Origin of the sequence: Novosphingobium sp. MBES04 (assembly GCF_000813185.1) — a bacterium.
GTDB classification, from domain to species: domain Bacteria; phylum Pseudomonadota; class Alphaproteobacteria; order Sphingomonadales; family Sphingomonadaceae; genus Novosphingobium; species Novosphingobium decolorationis.
Window position 1 is genome coordinate 35,157 of sequence record NZ_DF850489.1, and the last position, 18,376, is coordinate 53,532.

Below are 18,376 nucleotides of genomic sequence, written 5' to 3' on the forward strand. Positions count from 1 at the left end.
TTTTGCGGCGAACATCAATGTTCGCCGCAAAATGACTATTAAGATGCTGGCAAAATACCTCTCACACGAAATATTTAATTATGTAGTCAGCCAACTTATCGTACTCTTCATCAATTTTCTTCATAAGCTCTATTTGATTGGGCGCCCATCGACCCTTTGCGTAGTTCTCACGGGTTGGATTGACAGTTGATAGGAATTTTATAGGCACATTTTGCTGGAGACTGTAAGGAGCCATAACATTCATGTCTTCAATTTCGGCGCATGGCTCCTCTGATATAAAATCCGGTATCGGGGAATATATTTCTACTTCACTCAAAGGTGCTATTAAATTATTCTTTACGGATGCTTTTACTTGCTCAAATTGAGCATTGTCGGCGCCGAGCTTTTTGCCTTTCCTTGTATCAAACCCATTGAATATCCATCCGCCAAACTTTGGCTTTCCTTTGCATGATACATAAGTATCTCCAGGGTTAGTCCTAGAATACCTTTTGACGCCCTGCTCCCAATCGTCGGCAAAGATAGGAAGAACTTCACCGATGAGGCCCACGCAATATGCGGAAAAGCGGTCGGCGGTGCATGGGACAAGAAAATAATCTGACGAATAAAGAGCAGATCGAACGATAGAGCCAAATGATGGTGGGAGATCGATCAGGACGAAATCATACGGTGTTTCACCGTCACGAACCCCCGCGTCAGCAATCAGACTGGGGGTAAGGAAGCGATAAAGGCCGGAGCCGCCGATCACGTCAGTGCCGACATTCAAAATGTCGGAAAATGCGTTCAGCCAAAAATCACCAGGAATTAGGTCAAACTGGTGGCCATCGACGAATTTTGGCTGCGCCAAATGGGGGATTCCCCGACGACTCTGCTGAATAAATGGAAGCACGAATGACCGAATAGTGGAGCCAAATTCCCTTTCCTCGGTTGGCTTTAGTAGCTGTTCGAATTCTTCACTTCCTAAAGCTGCGATGGACAAATTGCATTGCGGATCGAAGTCAATAAGTAAGACCTTCTTTCCCTTGCTGGCTAAACTTGTAGCCAAATTCCATACAGTTGTCGTCTTTCCGACGCCGCCCTTATTGTTAAAAAGAGATATCGTGATCGTCACTTTGCCACTCCTTGCCTTCAGCCACATCGCAACCGAATCAGAATGAAAAACGGGCCCTGCAGACAATTCTTGCGCTGCTTGCGGAAAGTCAGCATGCCTTCGGCGCCAATTCCCTACTGCCGATGTCGAAACGCCAGCCATGCGGGCAATTTCAGCTATGCCGATTAACATGAGAAATTCTCCCTTGCCCAAGTCTGTGCGTGATGCGCACACTGTTGTCAAGGCGGCTGTGCGTAACCGGCACAAGGGCTTCATGGAGTCGTAATCACACTGATGACAAACAAATGCGTACGGCACTTGTGACGCTAGGCTGCAATCGCCCTCTCGAAGCCTAGAGCCTGCGGGTCCGTTTATCACTCGCATCCTCTGGCGGATCTGGTCGAATGAAAACGGTCTGTCGGCATCCCGGACCGTTGCCACGAGCGTGGAAGGTCGTGGATGGGCGCACTGTGGGTTGTGTACTTTAGGAGATCGGGCAGTAGCGGGAGAGGACTGCCATTGAACCAAGACACCCCTCTCCAATTCCGGGAGCGCGAGGGCGATGGCCCTCGCATGGGCTTTCCGTTCTTCTTTCCGATGCAGGCTTTGGCTCTGTTTCGCGTCCAAGCAACTTTCCTACATCCCTGAACATGGGATACATGATCTGGTTCACCCCGGTGCGTTGAGGGTTTCTCCGTGCCGGATTGGCTTTTCGAGAGCATCGGAAGGGTGGACCATGACCGACAGTGTGCAGGCTTTTTCGGGATCGTCGTCGTGTGCGGGGCAGGCGGCGTCGTCGTCCACGCGGTTTGGGCGGGGGTGGATACCGTGTGACCGGGATATCGGCTTGCCGGGGGAGGGTGCTCGGCCTGCGTCCTTCGCTGCGCGGATGGTTGGGGAGCGCGAGGGCGATGGCCCTCGCATTTCCTCTTCCTCTTCTTCTTCTTCTTCTTCTTCACTCCCGAAACTCCACCGAACGGACGCTGGGACGCGGGCCGCAAGGTCCGGTTCCTGCACGCGCTTGCCGAGCGGGGGGGATGTGCGCGGGGCTTGTGCACTGGTGGGGATGAGTCGCCAGTCGGCCTATGTGCTGCGGCGGCGGGACCGGGTGTTTGCGGCGGGGTGGGCCGGGGCTCTGGTGCTGGCGCGCCAGCATGCCGAGGAGGTGCTGGCCTCGCGCGCGCTGGAGGGCGTGGAGGAGAGCGTGTGGTTCCGGGGCGAGCTGGTGGGGGTGCGGCGTCGGTTCGACTCGCGGCTGTTGCTGGCGCACCTGGGGCGCTCGACCGGCAGGCGGGGGAGGTCCTGGGGGCGGACTCTGTCTCCGATCTGGCGGAGCGGTTCGACGAGGTGCTGGCGCTGGTCTCGGGGCTCATGCCCGAGGCGGACATGGTGGAGGACCGGGCGAACTATGACGCGGTCTCGCCGGTGCTGCCGCGGGGGCGCGAGGATTTCGTGGCGCAGGGCTCGGAAGCGATGTGCCGGGTGGTCGAGGACGAATGGTACGCGGCGCGCGCCGAGGATCCGGGGGATACCGGGGATGCGCCGGGGGGAGGACGCCTGCGGCTTTGACTGGCCCGGGGCTCAGGCGCTGTGCGGGGCGCAGTGGGACGGCTGGCTCGCGGCCTCGTGCGGGCGGGTGGATGCGCTGGTCGGCGCGCCTCCGGGCGGCGCCGGGGAGGCGGGTGACAGTGCCCTCTGGAGGGTGTCAACCGTGTCACCTTCGGACCCCTCGCAATGGGCGGAATCGGGCTTGCGAAAATTTTTTGAAAAAAGTGGCGCGGGCCGGGAACGCAATTCGGGGAGTGCGGTTATCGCTAGTGAAGGCCGGCGCAGTCAGTCCCCCCCCACCCCCTCCAGACTGCGCCGGTCCGACCCTTTTTCAGGGTTTCAGGGCAGGCCTCGGGTCGCAGCGAGGTGATGTCGGAGGGGAGAGTGGCTCAGCTTTCCTGAGCGAGGACGGCGAGTTCGACCGTTCCCGAGCCACGACGCATGATGCCGATTTCGCGTGCGGCAGCTTTCGACAGATCGATGATGCGGTTGCCGTGGTAGGGCCCGCGATCCGTGATGGTGACGACGACGCTTTCGCCGTTGCTCGGATTGGTGACCTGGACCTGCGTGCCGAAGGGCAGGCTGGGGTGCGCGGCGGTCAGTTCCTCGGGATCGAAGATGGCGCCGCTGGCGGTGCGGCGACCGGCGAACTTCACGCCGTAGTAGCTGGCAACGCCCGAGCCGATCGTTTCGAAGGCGTCTTCCATGACTTCCGGCGCGGCCGGGAGCGCCTGCACGACAGGCTGCGCGATCATGGCGGGTGCGGGCTCAACTGCGGCGACGGCCGCAACAGCTTCGATGGGGGCAGCCCCGGCATCGGCGTGGACGGGCCCGGCGAGCGGGAGCGTGACCGAGGCGGCAATACCTGCCAGCAATCCGAAGCGTGAAACTTGCAAAACCTACCCCGCTGGGCCGTTGACGATGGAAGGGCTTCTACCCGCGAAGCGTCAAGGATGGGACTCCATAAAAAGCGGCCCGTCGCGCGATGGCAACGGGCCGCCCTGAATCTTGGCTGGATTGCGACGAACGATTACCGGTCGCGCTGGGCCAGGAGTCGCAGACGGAGCGCGTTGAGCTTGATGAAGCCGGCGGCGTCCTTCTGGTCGTAAGCGCCCGCATCGTCCTCGAAGGTGACGTGGCGTTCGGAGTAGAGCGAGTTCGCCGACTTGCGCCCGACGACCGAAACCGAGCCCTTGTAGAGCTTGAGGCGGACGGTGCCGTCGACCTTTTCCTGGCTGTGGTCGATGGCGGCCTGGAGCATCTCGCGCTCGGGGCAGAACCAGAAGCCGTTGTAGATGAGCTCGGCGTACTTGGGCATGAGCTCGTCCTTGAGGTGGGCGGCGCCGCGGTCGAGCGTGATCTGCTCGATGCCGCGATGGGCCGCGGCGTAGATCGTGCCACCCGGGGTCTCGTACATGCCGCGCGACTTCATGCCGACAAAGCGGTTCTCGACGAGGTCGAGGCGGCCGATGCCGTGCTTGCGGCCAAGCTCGTTGAGCGCGGTCAGCAGCGTGGCGGGCGACATGGCGTCGCCGTTGAGCGCGACGCCGTCACCCTTGGCGAAGTCGATGGTGATGTATTCCGGCGCGTCGGGCGCGTCCTCGGGGTTCACCGTGCGCGAGTAGACGTAATCCGGGGTCTCTTCCCAGGGATCCTCGAGGACCTTGCCTTCCGAAGAGGTGTGCAGGAGGTTCGCGTCGGTCGAGAACGGGCTCTCGCCGCGCTTGTCCTTGGGAACGGGGATCTGGTGCTGCTCGGCCCAGGCGATGAGCGCGGTGCGGCTGTTGAGGTCCCACTCGCGCCAGGGGGCGATGACCTTGATCGCGGGATCGAGCGCGTAGGCCGACAGCTCGAAGCGGACCTGGTCGTTGCCCTTGCCGGTCGCGCCGTGGGCGATGGCGTCGGCGCCGGTTTCCTTGGCGATCTCGATGAGGCGCTTGGAAATCAGCGGGCGGGCGATCGAGGTGCCCAGCAGGTAGTCACCCTCGTAGCGGGCGTTGGCGCGGAACATCGGGAAGACGAAGTCGCGCACGAATTCCTCGCGCAGGTCGTCGATGTAGATGTTCTCGTCGGGCAGGCCCATCAGCTTGGCCTTGGCGCGTGCGGGCTCGAGCTCCTCGCCCTGGCCAAGGTCGGCCGTGAAGGTCACGACTTCGCAGTTGTAGGTGACCTGAAGCCACTTCAGGATGACGCTGGTGTCGAGACCGCCCGAATAGGCGAGAACGACCTTCTTGATGTCGGACATGGGTGCCGTGTTCTCCGCGAGAAAATGCGCTTCTTCGGGACGCGCGCCTAACAGCACCCGCCGAAGTGTGCAACGGTGAGCTGCGCAATGGTGTTGCGCAGCTCACCGCAGGGACGGCTTTGCCCGCTCAGCGGCGACGCAGCGCGCTTTCGGCGGCGCTCATGTAGTCGCGGGTCAGCGGCAGCGTGCGGCGAAGGCGGGTGTACTGGATCTGGTAGTTGCACATCGATCCGCTCTCGAACGCGGCGGTGGCCCCGGCCAGGTAGAAGATCCACATGCGGTAGAAGCGCTCATCCATCAGGGCGATGATGGCCTCCTTGTTCGCAACGCAGCGCTTGTACCACTCGCGCAGGGTGAAGGCGTAGTGCAGGCGCAGGTTCTCGACGTCGGAGGCGATGAGGCGGAACTTCTCGCTGGCGGCGACCGTCTCGCTCAGCGCCGGGATGTAGCCGCCGGGGAAGATGTACTTGCGGGTGAAGGCATCGGTGGTGCCGGGCCCGCCCATACGGCCGATGGTGTGGAGCAGCATCACGCCCTCGTCGGTGAGGAGTTCGGCGGTGGACTTGAAGAACTGCTTGAACTGGGCCTGGCCGACGTGCTCGAACATCCCGACCGAAACGATGCGATCGAACTTGTCGCCGCGCTTGGGCATGGCGCGGTAGTCGACGAGCTCGAAGGTGACCTTGTCGCTGACGCCGGCTTCTTCGGCGCGGACCTTGGCGAGTTCGATCTGCTCTTCGCTGAGCGTGATGCCGTGGACCTTCACGTCGTAGTGCTTGGCAAGATAGATCGCCATGCCGCCCCAGCCGCAGCCGATGTCGAGCACGCGCTGGCCCGGCTCGATCGCCAGCTTGGCCGCGATGTGGGCCAGCTTGGCCGTCTGCGCCTGTTCCAGCGTCATGCCGTCCTCGGGCCAGTAGGCGCACGAATACTGCATGTGCTCGAGATCGAGGAAGAGTTTGTAGAGTTCATTGCCGATGTCGTAGTGATGGGCAATGTTCTTCTTGGCGCTGGTGGCCCGGTTGATGCCGTCGATGAGGGTGACGGCCTTGTCCGTGGCAAGCTTGAGCGCGGTCTTCTCCTTGACCTCGCCGCCGCGATCCCACGGTGCGTTCTGGCGCAGCAGCTGGACGAGCTCCATGATGTCGCCCTCTTCAAGAACGAGCTGCCCATCCATGTAGGCCTCGGCCGCGCCGATGCGCGGGTCGGTCAGGATGCGGCGTTCGCCGGCCTTGTCGGTAAAGCGCACACGGACGTTGGGATAGCCTTCGGTCGGCGTACCGAAACGGGTCTTCGAGCCATCGGGACGCGAGACTTCGAGGGTGCCGTGGCGCACGCCACTTTCGAGGAACTTGTCTAGAATGGCCATCGTATCCAGTCGTCACTAGTTTGAAAAAGAAGAATTGTGGGGGGGCAAAGCAACAGGCGCGTAGCGCGCCTACTCCGGGATTGTTTCAGGTTCGTGCCAGAAAGAGGACATCTCGGGGCTGGGGGACAAGATGTTGCCCGGAATCGACATAGACGGTCTCGCCACTGGCAAGCGGGCCTTCTGCCAGGAAGAGTGCGGTACGCACGATGTCGTCGGGCGAGGTCTTTCGGCGCAGCAGGTTCATGCGGTGCGAGATCTCGGTCTCGTCCTCGGTCTGGTCGTGACTTGCAAGGATGGCCCCGGGGGCCAGGCCATAGACCCGGTCCTGTGGCCGCGACCGCGCCATGGAAAGCATAGGGATCGTCGCCGCAAGCGCGTGCTTGCTCATCGTGTAGGAGAAGAAATCGGGATTGGGATTGCGCAGCTTCTGATCCGTGACCTGGATCAGGCGACGGCCAGACGGTGTGCGGGCATGGGCAAAAAAGGCTTGCGCCATGCGGGCAGGCGTCCCGGCATTGACCTGCATCGCGGCCTCGAACGTGTCGGGCTGGAGGCCCGTTGCATCGTCGTACTCGAAAACGGCCGCGCAGTTCACGAGCAGGCGCCAATCTGCGCGACGTTCGGCGAGTTCGCGGACCATGGCGGGGCCCGCCTCCCAGTCATCGAGGTCGCAGGAGACGGTTTCTGCAGACGGCAACTCGTCGGCGAGCGCTTCGGCTTCCTTACGTGAATTTCCGAAGTGGATGGCGACATGCCACCCTTCCGAACCGAAGGCGCGGGCGAGATGGGCTCCGATACGCCTGGCGCCTCCTGTAATCAGGACAGTCCGGGTGTTGCCGCTCACGCGCCGTGGTCCGCGCAAGGAAGCACCCGAGAGGGCGCGTTGTCGGGGCTGGCAGGGACGCTAACCGAGGAAGTCCAATAGGGTATGTGGCACAAGGAGAGACGCATCGTGCTCTATAGGAGCATAACATGTCGGACGAGGGAAGGGGGCTGGCGTGTGGAAAGCGGCAAGGCCGGTGCAGGAAAAGGTTGCGGGCGATCCGGCCCCGGGGTGCCCGAGGCCCGGAAAAGCCAACCCTATGCGCGCCGCGGCGGAACTCTTGCAGCTCCGTCGCGGCGCGGTAAAAATCTCAGCGGAAAATCAACGCCATCAGCGGCAGCGGATATCGCCCTTGTCGATTTCGCGGCCGAGCGCGCCGCCAAGGACGCCGCCCAGAATGGTGCCCAGCGTGCGGTCGCCGCGACCGGCCAACTCGTGTCCGGCCAGGGCGCCGACACCCGCACCGATGATGAGCCCGGTCGTCCCGTTGTCGCGGCGGCAGTAGTAGCGTCCATCGCGACCGCGCCAGACATGGGAATTGCGGCTGATACGTCGAGGCGAACGGTAGCGTCCGCGCGCATCGTAAAGGCCGCGCCGGTCATCGTGACGGTAGTCGCGGTGGTGCTTGTTGCGGTAGCCATGGGCCGGTGCATGGCGCGGGGGATCGGCGAAAGCGGCCGTTGGGAGCAGGCTTGCTCCGGCAAGCGCGAGGACGAGGCCCATAAGCGGATGTTTCATCTCGAGTATCCTTGATTCGATATGCTTGGCCATGCCTTGCCTGAAGCGGGGCGAACCTCACATGAACCGGATCGGGGATGAACGCTGGAACACCTGCCGCAGGGACACTGTTCAAGATGTCGGTCGGCGGTTGCTATTGCAGACGAGCTTCCGGCCCATAAGTGGGAAGGGCATGGGGGCTGGAGTTCCATTTGGCCACCCAGCTTTGCAGGTGGTCGAAGGGGAGCGGACGGCTGATGCCGTAGCCCTGGCCGAAGGGGCACCCCAGCGTAACCAGAAGTGCGCGCACGGATTCGTCTTCGATCCCTTCGGCAACAAGACTGATGCCCAGGCTGTTGCACAGGACCACGAGGGACGTGATCAGCGATTGGTCAAAGGAGCTTTGGGTGCAGCGCGATATGAAGGAGCGATCGATCTTGATCTCATCGATCGTGAAGTCCCGGAGATAACCGAACGATGTAAACCCGGCGCCGAAGTCGTCGATGGAAAGGCGCACGCCTTCGTGGTGGAGTTTCTCGACGACACGCCGGGCTTGCGCGGGGTGGGCGATGAGCGCGGTTTCCGTCAATTCCAGGATCACGCGCTCCGGATTGATCTGATGCATGGAAATGCTTCTCAGCACATTCTCGACGAAACTGGGGCGCTCCAGCATGCGCGCGGAGACGTTGATGGAGATACTGGTGTCCGGCCAGGCTTCGTGGACCGTCGCAAACTGGCCAAGCACCGTGTCCAGACACAGGATCGTGAAAGGTTCGATCAGGGGGGATTGTTCAACGACCCGGATAAGCTGTTCGGGAGAGACATCGCCACTGTCGTGCGGAACCCAGCGGACCAAGGCCTCGAAGCCGATGACCCGGGCGTGGAGCAGGTCGATCTTGGGCTGCCAGTGCCACTGGATTTCGCGCGCCGCGATGGCTTCGGCCAACTCGTCAAGGAGCCCCTTGTGATCGAGTTCGTCGGGGTCCTGAAGCTCCTGGCTGCGCGCCACGCATGTTTTCTCGACGCCAGCCTTGGCCTTGTACATGGCGCTGTCCGCGGCCGAGAGAAGGGCCGTGGGCGAGAAACTGAGCTGTGGGCACAGGGCCATGCCCAGAGAGGCTCCGACGTAGAGGACACGGTTGTCGTGAAGAACGGGTTGTTCGATCAACTGATTGATCTTCTCGCCCATTGCCGTGGCCGCATCCACCGTGGCGATGGACTCCAGGATGATGGCGAATTCGTCACCGCCAAGGCGGGCGACGGTGTCAACTTCGCGCAAATGGGCGCGCAGCCGGCGCGCGACCGTCTGCAGCACCACGTCTCCCGCGGCATGGCCGAGACTGTCGTTGATTTCCTTGAACCGGTCGAGATCCACCATCACGACCGCGAAACTGTCGCCGCTGCGGCGGGCCCGTGCGCAGGCCTGGGTCAGGCGGTCGAAGAAAAGCGTGCGGTTGGGCAGGTCGGTGAGAGGGTCGTGCAGGCTCTTGTGGGTCAGTTCCGCCTCGGCCTGGCGCACGGCCTTGCGATCCTGCCGCCAGGCGATACCCTCCTTGATCGAGGCGGCGACATTCTCGGCCGAGAGCATGCGCTTGGTGAGAAATTCGGTCATGCCCTGCTTGATCGAATCCGCAGCGATCTCGGCGCTGCCGTGGCCGGTGACGGCGATGATGGGGCAGTCCGGATCCAGTTCTTCGCGAATGGCCGGGAGCAGCTCGCGGCCGTCTCCGTCGGAAAGGCCGAAATCCAGGAACACGATGTCGAAACGGCTATCCGGGTTGCGGATCAGTTCCAGCGCCTCGCAGCGCGAAGCGGCCTCTTCGACGTGCACGTTCCAGGCTGTGCGATGCAGCATGCGGGAGAGCTTTTCGCGATCGACATCGTCGTCATCGACGATGAGAACCTCCAGAAGGTCCTCGTCACCGGAGCCGGGGTGATCGTGCGGGGAGCGGTGCATGTCCTTGGTCATAAGGCGTCTCGCGGGAGATTCTGGGTGCCGGTGTACTTGCGAATGAAATCGGCCAGTCGGGCGAACTGGGGGCCCACGGCAGACTTTACCATGTAGCCAGCCACATGTTCGTCGTAGGCTCGGCGCATGTCCTGATCGCGGGCCGACGTGCTCAGGACGAACACGACGCTACGTTGCAAGGCTGGATCGTTACGCAAGGCCTGAAGGAACTGGAAGCCGTCCATGTCCGGCATGTTGAGGTCGAGAAGGATGATGTAGGGAGGTGATATGTGTTTGGTGGGATGGTCCCCGCGCAAGATAGCGAGGGCCTCGCGGCCGTCGCCGGCCGTCAGGGTCGGGCAGGTCACGTCGTGCCGCCGGAAGGAGCGGAGCACACCCTCGATGGCCACATCGTCGTCATCGACGATAAGGACGGTGCATTCGACGAGGTCCGATGGTGTCTGAATGTCCGGTGGCGTTTCAACCATCCTTGAATTCCCGAAGCAGAATGCGTGGCCAGTAGATATCGAAGCGGGCGCCTCCCATCTCACCGTGCGGTGTGACGCTGATCATGCCGCCGTTCGCGTTGATCATGCGTCGGGTGAAGGCAAGGCCGACGCCGTCGCCTTCCACCCGGGTCGATCCTCGGTGGAAGAGTTTGAAAATGCGTTCTTCGTTCCCAGAGGGGATTCCCTGTCCGTCATCCTCGACGGTGAAGACGGTGAAGCGTCCATCCTCGGTGACTTGAACGCGGATGCGTCCGACTGGCGAGCCGTGGTGCTTGACCGCATTGCTGAGCAGGTTGCGCAGCGAGGCGGACAGGGGCGCGCGGGCGGCCTTCAGCGGGCCCGCTTCCACGTCGATGTCCAGTGAGAAGCTTGCCGGAATGTTGCTTGTCGCAAGGACTTCGTCGATCAGGTCACGGGGCTGGAGAGTTTCAAGCTGCGGGTCGCGTACCCCGATACGGGCGTAGTTCAAGAGGTCGTCGATCATCTGTTCGGCACGTTCGATCCGGATTGCGACGCGTTCGAAATTGCGCGTCACGTCGGGGGGAAGTTCCTGGCCCTCGAGGTCTTCGCGAATCCAGCTGACGAGGTCGGCGATACCCCGCAAGGGGGAGCGCAAGTCGTGGCTGGCGACATACGTGAATTCTTCCAGCTGGGCGTTGGTCTGCTGCATGGCGACTTCAGAGCGCTTGCGATGCGTGATGTCGGTGACGATGGCCATGTACAGCGGCTGGCTGGCGTTCTCGTGGCGGGTCAGAGCGATCTCGATCGGGAACTCCTGCCCTGAGCGATGCAGCCCGGTGAGGTCTCGTCCCACACCCATCATCCGCGAACTGGGGCTCTGTACATAGCCTTGGAGATGGTCGCGATGTGCCGCGCGATAGCGTTCGGGGATCAGCATGGCCAGCGACTGGCCGATCAACTCTTCCCGGGAATAGCCGAAATCGGCACCGAGCGTCCGGTTCGCCTTGACGATACGTTGACGGCTGTCGACGACGAGAAGGCCCACAGGAAGGTTCTCGAATATCTGGGCGAAGCGCCGTTCGGCGGTCATGATGCGTTCGAGACTGCGCACGAACACAATGGCATTGGCCTCTGGATACTCGGGGAAGGGGGACAGCGTCAGTTCCACCGGACGTTCGGAGCCGTCGCCGCTGGGAATCGTCATGCGTCGGGTCCAGCCCGCACGTGTTTCGACCGGGGCCTGAAAGTGGACGTCGACCATGTGCCGCAGGGTTTCCGCGTCGCTTTCCTTGAGCCAGGTATAGATCAGCGAATGGCGCAGCGGCTCGGGATCGGACTCGCCCAGAAGATTCGCGGCGCTGACGTTGGCTCCGGAAATCAGGCCCGTGCGCTCAATGATCAGGGCGCCAATGGGGGCATAGAGCAGGGCGCCCGGAAGTTCATGCCCGCAGGAAATCGTCGTTGTCACGCCTGCCCCCTTGCGAAAGCTCTCTCGTCTCCCCGCGCGGGTCAGGCACGAGGCCAGGTACCTGCAGGTGTCGGGAGAGCGCTCAGGCTAAGGGGCAACTGGTTGGGAAGTCACGAAGCCGGAACCTGTGGAACCTGCCTAGGCGGATTGCCTCAAATCCGGGAAGGGGCTCAGATGTCGACGAACTTGCCCGCCTCGCGGTCCTTGCGCACTTGCAGGCCGTTGAAGACAGTGCCGCTCATGGTGATCCAGACGCCGGGCGCGGCGGTCTGCGCCGTGGCGAAGGCCATGCCGAGATTGAACGCGGCATCGCTCTCAGCGAACCTGGCCGGGGTGAGGGCACCGCACAGGACAATCGTCTTGTCCTTAATACCGGCGAGCGCCTGCGCGGTCTCGGTCATGGTGTCGGTGCCATGGGTAAGCACGATCCGCGTCTCGGGAGCTGCACCGATCGTCTGGGCGATCAGGTCGCGGTCTTCCTCGGTGAGTTCCAGGCTGTCCTTGCGCAGCAGCTCCACGACACGGAACGGATGCGCGACCCGCGCTGTTTCGAGCAGCTTTCCCATCACGCTTTCGGTGATCTGGTATTCGCTGAGGGCGTCGAAATAGTGTTTGTCGATCGTACCGCCGGTCGTGACGACGAGAATGGGGGAGTGGTTCATGCCTGTAGCTCTAGCAGCCTTGCTGCTGTCAAAAAAGCACCCGGCCCCAGTTGTCCCGCGAGCTTCAGGTGTTGGACTGGCGGGGGCTCAGCCGGTCCCAGTCGATCGAGGCGATGAGATCGTCGACGAAGGCTTCGCATTCCGCGCCATCGGGCTTTACCGGGCGCAGCAGAATGTCGGTGCGAAATCCTGTCATAGCCCAGGTGACCACGGTGGTGAGGCGCTGGGCATCGTCTTCGCAAAACGCAGTGGCGAAGAAGCGATGGACCTCGCGCCTAACCTTTGCGGGGCCCCGGGTGTAGAACATCTCGTTGATTTCGGGGAAGCGTTCGCCCTCGCTCAGCACAAGCCGGAAGAGGCGGATCGAATGCTCCGTGAGAAGACAGTCGAGAAACCGCAGGCACGCCCGGCGCAGCGCCGGGCACGAGAAGATCTGGCGAGTGAGAACTTCATCGATTTCCTGGGAAAATTGTCCTACCAGGTCGTCGATGACGGCGGCGAACAGCTCCTCCTTCGAGGCGAAATGCGACCACATGGTCGCTTTCGAGCAACTCAGGGCATCGGCAACGGCGCTCATGCTTGTCGCGGCGTATCCCTGCTCGAGGAAGGATTCGCGGGCCGCCTCCACGATCTCAGCCCGCTTGCGCGCCTTGTTGCGCTCCCGTTTCCCAATGTTCTGATCCATAACTAAACTTGGCAGTACACTTTTCCGTTGACTCTTGCAAGCGATGCAACGATAAAAAGTGTACTGATGAGTACGATATTTCCCTCACGAGTCGCAGCAAGTACCCTCTTGGCTGCCACGATTTCGCTTGCCGGATGTGCCCCGGACCTGGGGCCCAAGCCCGAGATTCGGGCGCTATCCTCGTTCGAGATGGAGCGGTCGATCGCGGCTGCCGGACAGGGCGAGGAATGGCCGCCGTCCCAGTGGTGGCGGGGCTATAATGACCCGCAACTGGATGCGCTGATCGAGGCAGCCCTTACGGATTCGCCGGATCTGGCTTCCGCGATTGCACGCGTGCGCCAGGCGCGCGGTGCGCTCCAGGCATCACGTTCGAGCGTGTTGCCCTCGCTCGGTGCGCAAGGCTCGGGCGAATTCGCCAAGCAGAGCTACAACAATGGGACCCCGGCATCCGCCCTTCCGCAGGGCTGGGAAGACTATGGGACCCTGGCCCTGTCCGCGAACTGGAATCTGGATATCTGGGGCAAGAACCGCGCGCTCCTTGCGGCCGCCACCTCGGCCACGGAGGCGGCCCTTGCCGAAGTGCGGCAGGCGGAACTCGTCCTGACCAGCGAAATCGCCTCGTCCTATTTCGACCTTGCACGCCTGCTGGAGCGCGAGAAAGTCCTCGAGGAAGCGCTGAAGGTGCGCGAAAGCTCCGAGGAGCTGACGGCCAAGCGGTTTGAACAAGGACTGGAGAACGAGGTCCCACTGCGCCAGGCGCGGGCCGAGGTGGCCCGCGCGCGAGGGCTGATCGTCGCCAACCGTGAGCAGATCGCCAGGCGGCGCCACGCGCTCGCGGCCCTTCTGGGGGCGGGACCGGATCGGACGCACGATCTTGTCCCGGCCCCCCTCGAGCGTATCGCGATGACGCGCGTGCCGGCAGATGCGGGTATCGCTCTTGCCGGCCGCAGACCGGACATCGTCGCGGCGCGCCGTATTGTCGAGGCTTCGCAGAGCGGCACGGAATATGCCCGCAAGTCGTTCCTGCCCGACGTATCCCTTGGAGGCCTGATCGGTCTGACCTCGCTCGGGATCTCCAATCTGTTCAACGACGGTTCGGATTACGGCAGCGCGGGGGCGGCGGTCAGCCTGCCAATCTTCCAGGGGGGCGCCCTGTCTGGTCGCTACCGCGTGGCGCGGGCCGGGTACGATTCGATGGTCGCAAGCTACAACAAGACCGTGATCGAGGCTCTGCAGGAAGTCGCAGACGCGATTGCGAGCCGGGATTCCGCATCCCGTCAGCGTGAGCACGCCCTGGACGTCGAGACAGAGGCTGAGGCCGCGTTCGGTCTCGCCTCGCAGCGCTACGGGGCGGGGCTCACCACCTACATCGAGGTCCTGACCAGCCAGACTTCCGAACTCGATGCGCGCCTCTCCGCGCTTGATGCCCAATTTGCAACGCTGGCCAGCGATGTCGCGCTCAAGCGCGCGCTTGGCGGCGGCTATGCCGAAGAAAACGACGAGAAAGCCAATAGCGATGACTGACACGAATACGGGCGGCGGGGCCGGGAGCGGGGCCGGAGCCGAGGGCGCACCGGAAAAGGGCAGCGTCATCCACAAGAGCAAGCGCAAGACGCTTCTCATGGGGCTGGGCGGGGTCGTGGCCGTCGCGGCGGTGCTGTGGGGCGGCTATGAATTCTTTATCGGCAGCCGCTCGGTCTCCACCGACAACGCCTATGTGGCTGGCGAAAACGCCGATGTCACGCCGCTGACGTCGGGCCGCGTGACCGAGGTCCTGGTCACGGATACGCAGCCTGTCCGCAAGGGGCAACTCCTGTTCCGCATCGAGGACAAGGACCAGAAGATCGCGCTTGCCGAGGCGGAAGCAAACCTGGAACGCGCCAAGCGCATGTACGGGCAATCTCTTGCCAACAACGAAGCCCTGGCCGCGGCGGCAGATGCCAACCAGGCGCAGATTGATACGGCGCGGGCCAATCTCCAGGCGGCACGCGCCGATCTGACCAAGGCCACTTCGGACTTTACCCGGCGCAATGCCCTGGCGGGCTCGGGGGCTGTGTCGACCGAGGAGCTGACCTCGGCGAAGCAGGCGCTGGATTCGGCGCAGGCGGCCTTCGAGCAGGCGCGGGCGGCCCTGAAACAGGCCCAGGCCAGCGCTGTCAGCGCGCGCCAGCAGGAGCAGGCCGCGGTTGCCCTTACAAAGGGAACGGACGTGGAGACTGCGCCCGAGATCAAGCTTGCCCAAGCCCGTTATGACGCGGCCAAGCTGGACCTTGAACGCACCGTCGTGCGCGCGCCGATTGCGGGCGTCGTGGCGCAGCGTTCGATCCAGGTCGGCCAGAAGATCCAGAACGGATCGCCCGCGATGGTCATCGTCCCGGTCGACAAGCTCTATGTCGATGCCAACTTCAAGGAAGATAAACTGGGGCAGGTGCGGGCTGGCCAGAGCGCCACGCTGACCTCCGACTTCTATGGCGGCGATGTCGAGTATCACGGCAAGGTCGTCGGTTTCTCGGGCGGGACGGGCGCAGCCTTCTCGTTGATCCCGGCCCAGAACGCGACCGGCAACTGGATCAAGGTCGTGCAGCGTCTTCCTGTGCGCATCGAGCTCGACCAGGACGAATTGAAGGCCCACCCCTTGCGCGTGGGACTTTCGATGGAAGCCGAGATCGACCTGACGAGCGAGCGGTAATGGCACAGGACGCTGCCGCCGCGCCGGCTTTACCGCCCGGGCAGGACGGGACCTTCTCCGGCGCCAAGCTGGCGATCACCGCCTTCGTTCTGGCGATGGCGAACTTCGTGGTCGTGCTGGACATGACGATCGCGAATGTCTCGGTTCCGCATATCGCAGGCGGGCTTGCGGTCTCTACCGAAAGCGGGACTTGGGTGATCACCACCTACGCGGTCGCCGAGGCGATCTGTGTCCCCTTGACGGGCTGGCTGGCCGGGCGCTTCGGCGTGGTCCGGATGTTCCTGATGTCGATCCTTGGCTTTGGTCTGTTCTCGGCCCTTTGCGGTGTCTCGGGCAACCTGACGGTTCTCCTGATCTTCCGCTTGGGGCAGGGGCTGTGCGGGGGGCCGTTGATGCCGCTCTCGCAGACGCTGCTGCTCAAGATCTTCCCGCGCGAATCACATCCCAAGGCAATGGCCATGTGGGCGATGACCGTCGTTGTCGCGCCGATCGCGGGGCCTATCCTGGGCGGCTATATCTCGGACAACTGGGACTGGCGCTGGATCTTCCTGATCAACGTGCCGATTGTGGTCGCGGTCTTCCTCTCGCTTGCCTATCTGCTGCGCGATGTAGCTTCGCCCAAGCGCTACCTGCCGATCGACAAGGTCGGGCTTGCCCTTCTCGTGATCTGGGTCGGGGCATTCCAGATGATGCTCGATCTCGGGCATGATCGGGACTGGTTCCACAACACCACGATCTGCATCCTCGCGGTCGTTGCAGTCATCTTCTTCGCGATCTTTGTGATCTGGGAACTGACCGAAGAGCATCCCATCGTCGATCTTGCGGTGTTCCGGCACCGCGGGTTCAGCGCTTCGACGTTTGCCCTGGCGCTGGCTTTCGCCACCTACTTCTCGGCCGTGGTGATCGTGCCGCAGTGGCTGCAGGGTGGGATGGGATACACCGCGACCTGGGCGGGTATCGCGATGGCGCCCGCGGGCGTTCTGGCGGTCTTCGCATCGCCTATCGTGCCCAAGCTCATGCAGCGCGCGGATCCCCGCCTTCTGGTGTTTCTGGGCGTGTCATGGCTGGCGTTCTGCGCGTACCTGCGCACGTACTGGTCAACCGATTCCACGCTCTGGCAGGTGGCTTTCCCGCAGTTGATCCAGGGCGTAGGCGTCGCCTTCATGATCGTGCCGCTGACAACCATTGGCCTGGCTTCCGTGGATCCGGACGAGACCGCTTCGGCTGCGGGTATCTCCAACTTCGGGCGTACCCTGGCAGGGGCCATCGGGACCTCGGTCGTGACGACCCTATGGGCGAATCTGGAGCGCAGCGATGGTGCCGATCTGGTGGCCAGCATGAACCACACGGACCGTACGATGTCGGCGCTGCAGGCGCAGGGAATGCCGCTTGAAATGGCGCGTTCCGCAGTCGAGCGGGTCGTGGCCCTGCAGGCCCAGGCGCAGGCAACGGTGCACGTGGCCATGTATTCGGCCATCGCGCTTCTGATCGCTGCCTTTGCTATCTGGTTCGCCCCCAGGCCCAAGCGCGGAATGAAGCCAGCGTCGGGGCACTAGGCGCAAGGTAGCAGGCTGTCTGCCGTCTCTTGCCGCATGGCTACTTTAGGTGGCGGCTGCGCAGTTCGTGAGAATGTCCGCGGCCAGTTCGGCAAGGCCCAGTTCCGCGCTTGCCGCCCCGGCCTCGACGGCGGCGGCGGGAGCCTGCGGGACGGTGGCTGTGTTGCGGTCCTGTGCCAGCGTGCGGCAGCCGGCCGCCTGGAGCAGTTTGAGTCCCTTGGCGCCGTCCTCGCCCATGCCGGTGAGCACGGCGCCGATAGCGGGCATGTTGCCGCGCGACAGGGAGCCGAAAAGTAGCGTCGCGGAGGGCCGGAAGCCTCCTACCGGATCGCGCTCCACCATGCGTACCTTCGCTGGCGTGCCCGGTTCGACAATCACGTGTCGGGCGGGATCGTAGGCGATGTGCACCGTGCCGGGCTTGAGTTCGGCACCATCTGTGGCGGCCACGACGGTGCACCGGCAGTCCTTGTCGGCCTTGGCAATGAACATTTCGGCCAGCATCGGTTCGGTCTGCAGGATGATGACGGTGGGGGGGCAGGCCTTGGGATACTGCCCGAGCACTTCGGTGAGGGCATCGACGCCGCCCATGGAGGTGCTAAAGGCCGCGATCATGCCGTTGGACTGGTAGCCGCCGTCGTCGCCCGCCTCGCCCTCGCCGCGCGCGGCCTTGGGGCGGGGTTTGTCGCGTACGTTGGAATTGGCCGCGGCGAGGACGATCTTGCCCAGTTTGCCGACCGTCTTGGCGAACTGTTCCGGGGTGGCCTTGAGGGGCTTGGGAAAGCATTCCACCGCGCCGAGTTCGAAGGCCTTGAGCGAGGTCTCGGTCCCGCTCTGGGTCAGGCTGGAGAGCATGACCACGGGCAAGGGGTTGCCCCCGTTCATGATCTCCTCGAGGAATTCGATACCGCTCATGCCGGGCATTTCGACATCGAGCGTGACGACGTTCGGCTGGAGCTCGGCGATCTGTTCGCGTGCTTCGGCGGCATTGGCGGCGGTGCCGATGACGCGGATGTTCTTGGATTGCTCCAGGACATCGCAGAACAGGGCGCGCATCGCCGCGGAATCGTCGACTACCAGGACGCGGGCGTCATGCATGGAGTGAAACCTCT

The 18,376-nt window shown here is 63.0% G+C and carries 16 protein-coding genes; 4 read left to right on the top strand and 12 right to left on the bottom strand.

All coding sequences use genetic code 11. The features are described 5' to 3' along the window. Nucleotides 1-61: 61 nt before the first annotated feature. The gene (locus tag MBENS4_RS24825; protein ID WP_084592157.1) at nt 62-1,279 is read right to left on the bottom strand and encodes a ParA family protein; all 1,218 of its coding nucleotides are present in this window, start codon (nt 1,277-1,279) and stop codon (nt 62-64) included. A gap of 1,014 nt (nt 1,280-2,293) precedes the next feature. Here MBENS4_RS24825 and MBENS4_RS14080 point away from each other — a divergent pair. After that, nucleotides 2,294-2,656, top strand: coding sequence for a hypothetical protein (locus MBENS4_RS14080; protein ID WP_039392542.1), 363 nt, complete (start codon nt 2,294-2,296; stop codon nt 2,654-2,656). 368 nt (nt 2,657-3,024) lie between these two features. Here the strand turns inward: MBENS4_RS14080 and MBENS4_RS14085 are convergent, their stop codons facing one another. The 10 genes from MBENS4_RS14085 to MBENS4_RS14130 form a co-directional block, all read right to left on the bottom strand. After that, nucleotides 3,025-3,531, bottom strand: coding sequence for a septal ring lytic transglycosylase RlpA family protein (locus MBENS4_RS14085; protein WP_052322394.1), 507 nt, complete (start codon nt 3,529-3,531; stop codon nt 3,025-3,027). A gap of 134 nt (nt 3,532-3,665) precedes the next feature. Further along, the gene (locus MBENS4_RS14090; RefSeq protein ID WP_039392546.1) at nt 3,666-4,880 is read right to left on the bottom strand and encodes an argininosuccinate synthase; all 1,215 of its coding nucleotides are present in this window, start codon (nt 4,878-4,880) and stop codon (nt 3,666-3,668) included. A 127-nt stretch (nt 4,881-5,007) separates the two neighbouring features. Beyond that, complete coding sequence (locus tag MBENS4_RS14095; RefSeq protein ID WP_039392548.1) at nt 5,008-6,249, bottom strand: SAM-dependent methyltransferase; 1,242 nt, start codon at nt 6,247-6,249, stop codon at nt 5,008-5,010. A gap of 85 nt (nt 6,250-6,334) precedes the next feature. After that, the gene (locus tag MBENS4_RS14100; protein WP_242404946.1) at nt 6,335-7,093 is read right to left on the bottom strand and encodes an SDR family oxidoreductase; all 759 of its coding nucleotides are present in this window, start codon (nt 7,091-7,093) and stop codon (nt 6,335-6,337) included. A 309-nt stretch (nt 7,094-7,402) separates the two neighbouring features. After that, nucleotides 7,403-7,810 carry a glycine zipper 2TM domain-containing protein gene (locus MBENS4_RS14105; protein WP_039392550.1) on the bottom strand — a complete coding sequence of 136 codons (408 nt, stop codon included), beginning with the start codon at nt 7,808-7,810 and terminating at the stop codon, nt 7,403-7,405. A 133-nt stretch (nt 7,811-7,943) separates the two neighbouring features. Further along, nucleotides 7,944-9,758 (bottom strand): putative bifunctional diguanylate cyclase/phosphodiesterase, encoded by a 1,815-nt coding sequence (locus tag MBENS4_RS14110; RefSeq protein ID WP_242404947.1) that lies wholly within the window; start codon nt 9,756-9,758, stop codon nt 7,944-7,946. Beyond that, complete coding sequence (locus MBENS4_RS14115; protein ID WP_052322395.1) at nt 9,755-10,225, bottom strand: response regulator; 471 nt, start codon at nt 10,223-10,225, stop codon at nt 9,755-9,757. The genes MBENS4_RS14110 and MBENS4_RS14115 overlap by 4 nt, the downstream gene beginning before the upstream one ends. After that, nucleotides 10,218-11,675 carry a sensor histidine kinase gene (locus MBENS4_RS14120; protein WP_242404948.1) on the bottom strand — a complete coding sequence of 486 codons (1,458 nt, stop codon included), beginning with the start codon at nt 11,673-11,675 and terminating at the stop codon, nt 10,218-10,220. Before MBENS4_RS14120 ends, MBENS4_RS14115 begins: the two co-directional genes overlap by 8 nt. A 170-nt stretch (nt 11,676-11,845) precedes the next feature. After that, the gene (locus tag MBENS4_RS14125) at nt 11,846-12,337 is read right to left on the bottom strand and encodes an asparaginase domain-containing protein (RefSeq protein WP_039392551.1); all 492 of its coding nucleotides are present in this window, start codon (nt 12,335-12,337) and stop codon (nt 11,846-11,848) included. Between the two features lie 64 nt (nt 12,338-12,401). After that, complete coding sequence (locus MBENS4_RS14130) at nt 12,402-13,022, bottom strand: TetR/AcrR family transcriptional regulator (RefSeq protein WP_039392552.1); 621 nt, start codon at nt 13,020-13,022, stop codon at nt 12,402-12,404. 108 nt (nt 13,023-13,130) lie between these two features. Here MBENS4_RS14130 and MBENS4_RS14135 point away from each other — a divergent pair, with 108 nt between their 5' ends. The 3 genes from MBENS4_RS14135 to MBENS4_RS14145 are packed head-to-tail and all read left to right on the top strand — an operon-like array spanning nt 13,131 to nt 17,267. After that, nucleotides 13,131-14,546, top strand: a complete 1,416-nt coding sequence (locus tag MBENS4_RS14135; protein ID WP_242404950.1) for an efflux transporter outer membrane subunit — start codon at nt 13,131-13,133, stop codon at nt 14,544-14,546. Continuing rightward, nucleotides 14,539-15,711: an HlyD family efflux transporter periplasmic adaptor subunit gene (locus MBENS4_RS14140; protein WP_039392555.1), complete on the top strand. Its 1,173-nt coding sequence runs from the start codon at nt 14,539-14,541 to the stop codon at nt 15,709-15,711. Before MBENS4_RS14135 ends, MBENS4_RS14140 begins: the two co-directional genes overlap by 8 nt. Further along, on the top strand, nt 15,711-17,267 hold the full coding sequence (locus MBENS4_RS14145) for a DHA2 family efflux MFS transporter permease subunit (RefSeq protein WP_039392556.1): 1,557 nt from the start codon (nt 15,711-15,713) through the stop codon (nt 17,265-17,267). The genes MBENS4_RS14140 and MBENS4_RS14145 overlap by 1 nt, the downstream gene beginning before the upstream one ends. A gap of 45 nt (nt 17,268-17,312) precedes the next feature. On the opposite strand, the gene MBENS4_RS14150 is transcribed toward MBENS4_RS14145, so the two are convergent. Next, the gene (locus tag MBENS4_RS14150) at nt 17,313-18,362 is read right to left on the bottom strand and encodes a chemotaxis protein CheB (protein ID WP_039392557.1); all 1,050 of its coding nucleotides are present in this window, start codon (nt 18,360-18,362) and stop codon (nt 17,313-17,315) included. Nucleotides 18,363-18,376 lie beyond the last annotated feature (14 nt).

Bases quoted from the DNA above. Each gene is read 5' to 3' on its own strand.
- MBENS4_RS24825 (WP_084592157.1), bottom strand. From the start codon at position 1,279: ATGTTAATCGGCATAGCTGAAATTGCCCGCATGGCTGGCGTTTCGACA.
- MBENS4_RS14090 (WP_039392546.1), bottom strand. From the start codon at position 4,880: ATGTCCGACATCAAGAAGGTCGTTCTCGCCTATTCGGGCGGTCTCGAC.
- MBENS4_RS14095 (WP_039392548.1), bottom strand. From the start codon at position 6,249: ATGGCCATTCTAGACAAGTTCCTCGAAAGTGGCGTGCGCCACGGCACC.
- MBENS4_RS14105 (WP_039392550.1), bottom strand. From the start codon at position 7,810: ATGAAACATCCGCTTATGGGCCTCGTCCTCGCGCTTGCCGGAGCAAGC.
- MBENS4_RS14110 (WP_242404947.1), bottom strand. From the start codon at position 9,758: ATGACCAAGGACATGCACCGCTCCCCGCACGATCACCCCGGCTCCGGT.
- MBENS4_RS14115 (WP_052322395.1), bottom strand. From the start codon at position 10,225: ATGGTTGAAACGCCACCGGACATTCAGACACCATCGGACCTCGTCGAA.
- MBENS4_RS14125 (WP_039392551.1), bottom strand. From the start codon at position 12,337: ATGAACCACTCCCCCATTCTCGTCGTCACGACCGGCGGTACGATCGAC.
- MBENS4_RS14130 (WP_039392552.1), bottom strand. From the start codon at position 13,022: ATGGATCAGAACATTGGGAAACGGGAGCGCAACAAGGCGCGCAAGCGG.
- MBENS4_RS14140 (WP_039392555.1), top strand. From the start codon at position 14,539: ATGACTGACACGAATACGGGCGGCGGGGCCGGGAGCGGGGCCGGAGCC.
- MBENS4_RS14145 (WP_039392556.1), top strand. From the start codon at position 15,711: ATGGCACAGGACGCTGCCGCCGCGCCGGCTTTACCGCCCGGGCAGGAC.
- MBENS4_RS14150 (WP_039392557.1), bottom strand. From the start codon at position 18,362: ATGCATGACGCCCGCGTCCTGGTAGTCGACGATTCCGCGGCGATGCGC.